At 41.0% G+C, this 7,578-nt stretch carries 7 protein-coding genes and 1 pseudogene; 1 reads left to right on the top strand and 7 read right to left on the bottom strand.

Annotation, left to right across the window (positions count from 1 at the left end; translation table 11 throughout):
- From AB5754_RS10635 to AB5754_RS10660, 6 genes are all read right to left on the bottom strand, one after another.
- Positions 1-376 (bottom strand): metallophosphoesterase (locus AB5754_RS10635; protein ID WP_368259590.1); only part of this gene is annotated, 376 nt, incomplete at its 3' end.
- A 148-nt stretch (positions 377-524) separates the two neighbouring features.
- Positions 525-1,811, bottom strand: a complete 1,287-nt coding sequence (locus AB5754_RS10640; protein ID WP_368251860.1) for an extracellular solute-binding protein — start codon at positions 1,809-1,811, stop codon at positions 525-527.
- Between the two features lie 23 nt (positions 1,812-1,834).
- Complete coding sequence (locus AB5754_RS10645) at positions 1,835-3,121, bottom strand: MBL fold metallo-hydrolase (protein ID WP_368251861.1); 1,287 nt, start codon at positions 3,119-3,121, stop codon at positions 1,835-1,837.
- Entirely contained in the window at positions 3,105-3,923 is an 819-nt protein-coding gene (locus tag AB5754_RS10650) for a carbohydrate ABC transporter permease (protein WP_311834109.1), read from the bottom strand. The genes AB5754_RS10645 and AB5754_RS10650 overlap by 17 nt, the downstream gene beginning before the upstream one ends.
- Before the next feature lie 3 nt (positions 3,924-3,926).
- Entirely contained in the window at positions 3,927-4,811 is an 885-nt protein-coding gene (locus AB5754_RS10655; RefSeq protein WP_311834108.1) for a sugar ABC transporter permease, read from the bottom strand.
- Positions 4,811-5,884, bottom strand: a complete 1,074-nt coding sequence (locus AB5754_RS10660) for an ABC transporter ATP-binding protein (RefSeq protein ID WP_311834107.1) — start codon at positions 5,882-5,884, stop codon at positions 4,811-4,813. The genes AB5754_RS10655 and AB5754_RS10660 overlap by 1 nt, the downstream gene beginning before the upstream one ends.
- Positions 5,885-6,341: 457 nt before the next feature.
- Here AB5754_RS10660 and AB5754_RS10665 point away from each other — a divergent pair, with 457 nt between their 5' ends.
- Positions 6,342-6,752, top strand: a complete 411-nt coding sequence (locus AB5754_RS10665; protein WP_368251862.1) for an Ohr family peroxiredoxin — start codon at positions 6,342-6,344, stop codon at positions 6,750-6,752.
- A gap of 327 nt (positions 6,753-7,079) precedes the next feature.
- Here the strand turns inward: AB5754_RS10665 and AB5754_RS10670 are convergent.
- Positions 7,080-7,578 (bottom strand): annotated as a pseudogene (locus tag AB5754_RS10670) (histidinol phosphate phosphatase); the annotation flags it as partial.

Raw genomic sequence — 7,578 nt, forward strand, 5'->3', positions numbered from 1 at the left:
GACGACCGTTTTCGCCCAAGACGTTGGCTGCTAAAATCGGATGTTCGTAGCTATTGATAGCCTTTTGCAAATAGTCTGGTCCATAGTTAAACTCATGATTGCCTAAAAGGCCTACGTCATAACCGATTTGATTGACTACTTGAGTTAATGTTGCTGGATTTTGATCTCCTTGTTTGGCTACATAATAACTCAAGGGGGAACCTTGGATAAAATCACCATTTTCAATCTTGATTACGGGACCTGGAGCTGCAGCGGTTAATTCTTTAATCTTGGTAGCTACTTTTGCCACACCATAGGGCTGATCGGTGGCATCCGCATAATTCATAGGCATGACATACCCGTGCATATCACTGGTGGCTAAAATCGTTAATTTCATGTTAAACATCCCTTATTTATAATCTGAATCAGGAAAATCCTGCTCAATCATCATAACAAACCTAGGGAGAAAACGAAAATAAAAGCAAAAAAAAGCCCCTACCACCTAGCATTTTCGCCGGGTGATAGGGGCTTTGACACATCCTTGCTTATTGATTCCAAGCGTCAGATAATTGAGTGGCACCTTGATCGATTAAATCGTCTGTGTCTTCATCTGGGTTGGAGTAGATGTTTTCCAAGATGGAACGTACTTCATTGTAAGCAGGATCTGCATTTTCTTCCACTGGAATAGAGAATAATTCTTTGGTTGCTTCAGACAAGATTGCAGGAACTTTAGTGTTTTCAGATTCTTTGTATTCGCTGCTGTCTAAAACAGATTGAAGAATTGGCATGTAGCCAGTTTGTTCTGCCCAGTACAATTGAACTTCTGGAGTAGACATGTATTTCAACAACAAGTAAGCAGCGGTTTTTTGGTCAGCCGTTGCGCTGTCGAACATGTACACGTCAGTCCCTTGTTGGATGTTGATTTTTTCAGGACGAGGCGCTACGCCGTATTCAAATTTGCCTTCAGTATCTTGTTTCACGTAGCCTTCACCAGCGATTGAACCGATGAACATTGCTACTTTTTCATTGGCAAAAGGACCGGACAAGTATTTGTCGCTGCCGGCAATGCGCATTGAACCGTTTTTGATACCTTCTAGATAGTAATTGATGACGTCTTTTGATTCAGAGCCAGTGAAATCTAAGTCTTTGGTAAATTCAACGTCTTTGTTTTCCATACCGATTGCATAGTAGTTGTTCAATGAATCAAAACCGCCACCCACAACTTCATGGTTGGATTTTTCATAGATGGTTTCGCAAGCTTCTGCAAATTCTTCTAAAGTAGTTGGTACTTCTACACCATATTCTTTCAACATATCTGCATTGTAAACCAATGCTTCGGTTGATTTATTAAACGGAATTCCGTATTGGGTGTCGTCAATTTGAGCACCTTTTAATAGTGGTTCCCGGATTTCTTCTTGGTCGCCCCAGCCAATGGTGTCATCTTCCATGTAAGGTTTCAAGTCCACCAATATATCGTCTTGGGCTGCATTCCACAACCAACCTGGATAAGCTTGAGTAATCGTTGGTAAGTCTTTAGGGGATTGCAAAGTAGAGTTGATTTTCGCTTGCATATCAGAGTATTGACCTTGGTTTTGCAAAGTAACTTTGATATTTGGGTTTTCTTTCATGAAATCATCGGTGATTTTGGTCAATGCTTCTTCTTGAGCACCATTCATCGCGTGCCAGAAAGTGATTTCCGTACCATCCTTGACCTTAGTGACGATTTTATCGTTGTCACCACTGTCTTTGCTGTCGTTTGAGCTACCACAAGCTGCTAGTGTGACCGTTGCTAGTGCTGCTAATGCGACTGTTCCCATTTTTTTGAACTTCATTCTTGACTCTCCTCCAAATCTTTTTATAAAACGATTGTGTCCCCACGAGAGGGCAATATTCTTTCACCATAAGGATTCACCAGTTTTTCTGGCTTCAAGGTATGGATTGGAACCAAAGTTTTTGGCTGAATCATGGAAATGATTTCTGCCAAATCTTCCGGAAAAGCATGTCCGGAACAAGCCAAGCGTACAAAAGTGACTTCTTGTTTTTTCAAAAGATCCAAGAAAATCTGATACGCCGGATCGAAATCCCCCAAAGGTTCGGCATCTAAATGGAAATACAAACTGCCGGCTTGCAACCCTTCAAAATGATCCACCACTTGCCAAAAATACTTTTCTTGATCCGCTAAAAGCGTTTCATAGGAAATGGCAAATTCGGGCTTCAAACTCTCAATGACAGTTGCACCTGTTGGGTAGTAATAATAGGCATCAAGGCCTAGGACTTCCTGTAATAAAGCTGCCATATTGGCTTCTAACACCACGGTTCGCGGTATTGCCTCTAAAATGGCGGCAAAGCGTTTCACATTCGCCGGATAACCATTAAAGGTTAATTGACGATGAGGATTTTCGGTTACTAATTCGACTAAACGGTCAATTAACGCCTGCTCACTCGTCATTACTTGAGTATCAAGCTCTTCCTCCCGCTCATCAAAGGAGATGCTGACTCCTTCCATCATCAGTAAATCCGTACCCTTCGCCTGCTTACAAAAGGCTTCCGTCAGCTCTCGGTCATAGCCGTGTAAGCGCAAGTCTCCAGTATAGGTCAAAAAAGCATCCGGTGTTTTAATCAGTAAAGCCGCTGCCCCGTAAGCATCGTGATCCACTGGTAAAATCGTCACTTGAATCTGGCCTATAGTAACTGTAGCGCCAGCTTCTAAGGCAATCATCTCACGGGTGCCGGTGACATGAGGATTCGCTAGTAAGAAAGTTTCATTTCGATTTAATGATGCTAAAATCACCTTGGTTTCTCTTAACGTATACAGAGGAATGGCAGGATCTAAATAATTAATCATTTTGGCATGATCCAAATGAGCATGGGATAAAAAGACCGCGGTCTCTACATCTTCTGCGGGTGTAGCCAAATCCTCTGCTCCAGGTAAGCGAGAATCATAGACTCCTGTAAGCTCTGGCACTAAACGATTTTTTAGAAGTGTGGGTAAGCTTTCTTCGGTTAAGCCTAACTCCGGCCGAAATTCTGTACCGAAATCAAAGAAAATCCGGGCATCTTCATAACGGACTTCAATCACTGTGCCGCCAATGGTTAAGATGCCACTGTGGAATGTGACCGTCGTTTTACCCTTTAAGTCCATTTTTTGCCACCCCACGAATGATTTCTTTTCTAAAGATGAAATAGATAATCAAAATTGGAATTACGGTTAAGGTAGCAGCTGCTAATTGTAAATGCACATCACTACCACTTTCAGTAGAAAAGGCAGACAAACCGTTGTTTAACAAGCGGTGATCTTTGTCGTTAGTCACCAGCAATGGCCATAAGAAAGAGTTCCAACTAGAGATAAACGTCAAAATCCCTACCGTTACTAAAGCAGGTTTGGTCATCGGTACTAAAATCTTGCGGATGTATTCCAAATCGCTGGCACCGTCAATTTTGGCTGCTTTGTAATAGGTAATGGAAATCCCACTTAAATAGCTGTTTAAATAGTAAATATAGAAAATACTGGTTAAAAATGGAATGATTAAGGAAGAATACGTATTTAACAAACCAAGTCGGGCAATAGTATTAAAGTTGGTAAAGATAATGGATTCATAAGGCACCATTAACAATGAAACCATAATTGCCAAAACAACTTTTTTAAAGCGAAATTCCAGACTCGTTAGGGCAAAGGAAGCCAAAATGGCCGTAATCAATGTGGCCACAGTAGTCACCGCAGAAACAAAGACAGTATTCAAAAAGTAGCGCACAAATGGGGCTTTTTCAAAAACGTCTAAAAAGTTGGTAAACTGCAAATGGGCCGGAATAATCGTCGGTGGAATACTGGTAACTTCCGTTCTGGTCATAAGTCCCCCTAAAACCATGTAAACAAAAGGGAAAACAGTGATAATGGCCAAAATGGTCAAGACGATGTAACAAATGATATTAATGACTCTTTTCACGATTTATTCCCCCACTTTCTTCACGATTTTACGTTGGATAAAGGTACAGAATAGAATCACTAAGAACAAGATCACTGTTGCCGCCATGGCAATCCCCGGACGACCGGAAATGTGGAACTTGTCGTAAATGTAATACACCGCTGTGGTGGCACTCTTAGCAATCCCCGGTTGTCCTGCAAACAACGCATAGACTTGGGTATAAACCTTAAAAGCGCCGATAATGTTAACCGTCAATAAAAAGGCAATGGTCGGTACTAATTGAGGCAATGTGATGCGGCGGAAAATTTCCCCGTCAGTGGCCCCAAACATTTTAGCAATTTTATAATGCTCTTCGTCAATGTTTCGCAAACCGGCTAACAAAATAATAATGTTAAAAGCCAATGAACTCCAAATTCCGAAGATAATCAACGTTGGCATGGATAAATCCACACTATCCAACCAGTTCAACCCGGGAATCCCAAAGATACTCAAGATATAGTTGATAATCCCATAATCTCCATTAAAGAAGTAACGGAAAACAATCCCGATGGCAATAGTGCTGGTAACATAAGGCATAAAGAAGATGGTTTCAAAAAAGCTCTTGTGTTTCACTTTTTCAAAGATGATCCACGCGATTAACAAGCCTAAAATCAACGCCACAGGCACCGTGGTAAAGGCGTAAAGAGCGGTATTTTTCAAAGCACGGTAAAAGACCGGATCACTTAATACTTTTTGATAGTTTTCTAATCCGGCTGGTTCCATATTAATTAAGGAGCCTTTTTCAAAACTCATGACCAACGAACGCAACAAAGGATAAATGGAAAACAAAACGATAATCACCAAAGATGGTAGAAGGAAGAACCAGGCTTTGGGTTGATTCTCTGGGTTGTAGTTATTCTTTTTAAACATCAGTAAATTCGAGTCCCATCTGGTTTGAAAATGAAGGCTTTCGGATAAGCAAAATCGAAGGTCAGCTCGGCTCCTTCTTGAATCTCATTTTCGATGCTGACGATTGATTTCAAATGATTGCCACCGACTTCAAAGTTCAAAATCCGTTCCCGGCCAATTAATTCTACCCCGTGAACTGTCGCATCAAAGGCGCCTTCACCAGCCACTGGTAATACGTCTTCTGGACGAATGCCTAAAACATAAGAACCATCGGGCAATGCTTCTTTAAAGCGTTCTGCTACAAAACGACTCGTAGGCACTTGGAATTCATCATGGGTCATAACGCCATCTTTTACATTAACGGGTAAGATATTGATAATGGGATTACCGATAAATTGGGCCACAAAAAGATTGGCTGGTTCTAAGTACAAGTTTTGCGGATCGTCATCTTGTTGTACCACACCTTCGTTCATCAAGATGATTTTATCACTGATGGACAAAGCTTCTTCTTGGTCGTGAGTCACAAAAATCGTGGTAATCCCCACTTCTTTGACCAAGCGACGAATTTCTTCCCGGATTTTCAAACGCAGACGAGCATCCAAGTTACTCAATGGTTCATCTAATAAGAGCACATCAGGATTTTGTACCAAGGCCCGGGTAATTGCCACCCGTTGTTGTTGTCCCCCGGATAAAGTTCCTGGTTTTTTATTGCGCAACTCGCCGATATTGGTTAACGCCATGTATTTTTCGGCAATTTCCATGGCTTCTGCTTTTGTCTTTTTCTTATCCCCCACAGTCAAAGGGAACATGACATTTTCAAAAACTGTCATATGGGGATACAAAGCATAGTTTTGAAATACAAAACCGATATTGCGGTCTTTAGGTTCTGTTTTGACTACCGAGTTCCCCGCAAAACGAATATCGCCGTCAGAAGGGCTCAACAAACCAGCGATTAAATTCAAGATTGTGGATTTACCGCACCCAGATGGGCCCAGCAAACAAACAAGGTCGCCTTTTTCGATGGTGAAGTTGACTGACTTCAGTGCCTCATAGCCATTTTCGAACACTTTTTTCAGATCGATGACTTCAATCATTAAAAATCCTCCATTACCATTTTTTACATACGTGCCTATTTTAGCATTTTTTATTTGGGATAAATTATAAAGTTCAGTGATAGATAACTGGGGAAAACTTATTATTTTTTCATTTAAAAAAACAGCTCTTCTTTTTATAATCCTCGTTCTGCTTGTCTTCACACTGATGTTAGCGCATTCTTATTCCTCCGTTAAAAAAGCTCATTTTGCTCCTTTTAGAAAAAAATAGTGGGCAAAATAATCTATTTCCCTACCATTTTTTTCTGAGATTAGGAATTTTTTGCAACCAAGTGAATCCTAGTTTCGATTTAAGAAAAACAAGGCCTTTCTCCCAATAAATAGGACGCCTTTCATAAAAACAAATTATACCCTACTGCTTCTGAGCAAGTTCTTTGGGAATCTTTCCAATCCGTGCTACAGTCAAAGTACCAAATAAACTATAGAATGGATGAGCATGATGTCAAAAAAAATGTCCCTTTCTACCGTTGTCAATACCGGGGGTCGTGAAGGTGAAGTCAAATCTGTCACTGGTGACTTAGACATGAAAACTTCCATGACTAAAAAAGCCGGTTACACCAATCCTGAAGAACTTTTTGCCGCAGGATTAACGGCTTGCTTTAACGGTGCCATGAGCTTTCCTTTAGAACGGGATGGTCACGGTGACAAGAAGCGTACCGTCCGAGCAGAAGTTTCTCTATTAGGTGATTTGCCAGATTTTACCACTTTGCACCTAGCTGTTTTGCTTACCGGTCACATTGAAGGACTCTCTGCTGAGGAAACCAAGAAATATATGGAAGAAACTGAAAATATCTGTCCTTACACCAAAGCAGTGAAGGGTAATATTGAAGTTACCTTTGCGGCGGAATAACGCCTGACGCTCTAGTAAAAAAGCTTGCCTTTCCACCAAGGGAAGGCAAGCTTTTTTGTGGGAATGCCTAGGCCATGACTAAAGAGCTAGCAAAGGTTCTTAGCTTCTCTTTTAACAGAAACTATCCACTACCAGAGATTGGGGAAGAACGGTGTTAGCATTGGAAAAATCCTATCATAATCTTGGGTACGAGCAACAGGCTCATCCCCACCTGAGGCAATTCCTATTTAAATTGTACCCATAAGAAAGCGGTCTTACAACATGCGTTCTGAAATATGCGAATTCCCATAATTCAAAACGAATACAAGGCAAGCTTCTCTTCTTACTTTACGTCCATTGAATCGGTTGAAACTGTCCTTGATACAGTTGCCAAGATTCGGTAAATCCAATTTTTTGCAGCAGTTCTTTAGTCTCTTGAAACTGGTAATTCAATGTTTTGGTTTCATGACTATCGCTAGTAATCATCACCGGGGTTTGTCGTTGATATAAATCTGTTAACAAAAAATCGGCTGGATAAGGATTCTTCGTCCAACCACGACTCATTCCCCCGGTGTTGATTTCCACTAAGCCTCCATAACCTTTTATCATTTGACAAACTTCGGCTAAAGCTTGCCGAGCAATTTCTGCGTAGGCCTTTTGATTACCAGCATTGATATACCCTAGTTGGTCATTGAACTTTTGAATCAAATCAAAATGTCCCACAATTAACGGTTCATTTTCTTTAATATGTCGCACTACTAAGCGGTAATAGGCTTCAGCCATCTCGAGAAAATCCCCGGAAAACCAAGTAACTAACGTCTTTTGAAAACTTTCTGGACTCTCATCC

The organism is Enterococcus sp. 2201sp1_2201st1_C11_2201SCRN_220225, from assembly GCF_040925905.1.
GTDB lineage: Bacteria > Bacillota > Bacilli > Lactobacillales > Enterococcaceae > Enterococcus_C > Enterococcus_C asini_A.

Excerpts from the sequence above, each read along its gene's own strand:
- AB5754_RS10665 (WP_368251862.1), top strand. The coding sequence starts at position 6,342 with ATGTCAAAAAAAATGTCCCTTTCTACCGTTGTCAATACCGGGGGTCGT.
- AB5754_RS10640 (WP_368251860.1), bottom strand. The coding sequence starts at position 1,811 with ATGAAGTTCAAAAAAATGGGAACAGTCGCATTAGCAGCACTAGCAACG.
- AB5754_RS10645 (WP_368251861.1), bottom strand. The coding sequence starts at position 3,121 with ATGGACTTAAAGGGTAAAACGACGGTCACATTCCACAGTGGCATCTTA.
- AB5754_RS10660 (WP_311834107.1), bottom strand. The coding sequence starts at position 5,884 with ATGATTGAAGTCATCGATCTGAAAAAAGTGTTCGAAAATGGCTATGAG.
- AB5754_RS10655 (WP_311834108.1), bottom strand. The coding sequence starts at position 4,811 with ATGTTTAAAAAGAATAACTACAACCCAGAGAATCAACCCAAAGCCTGG.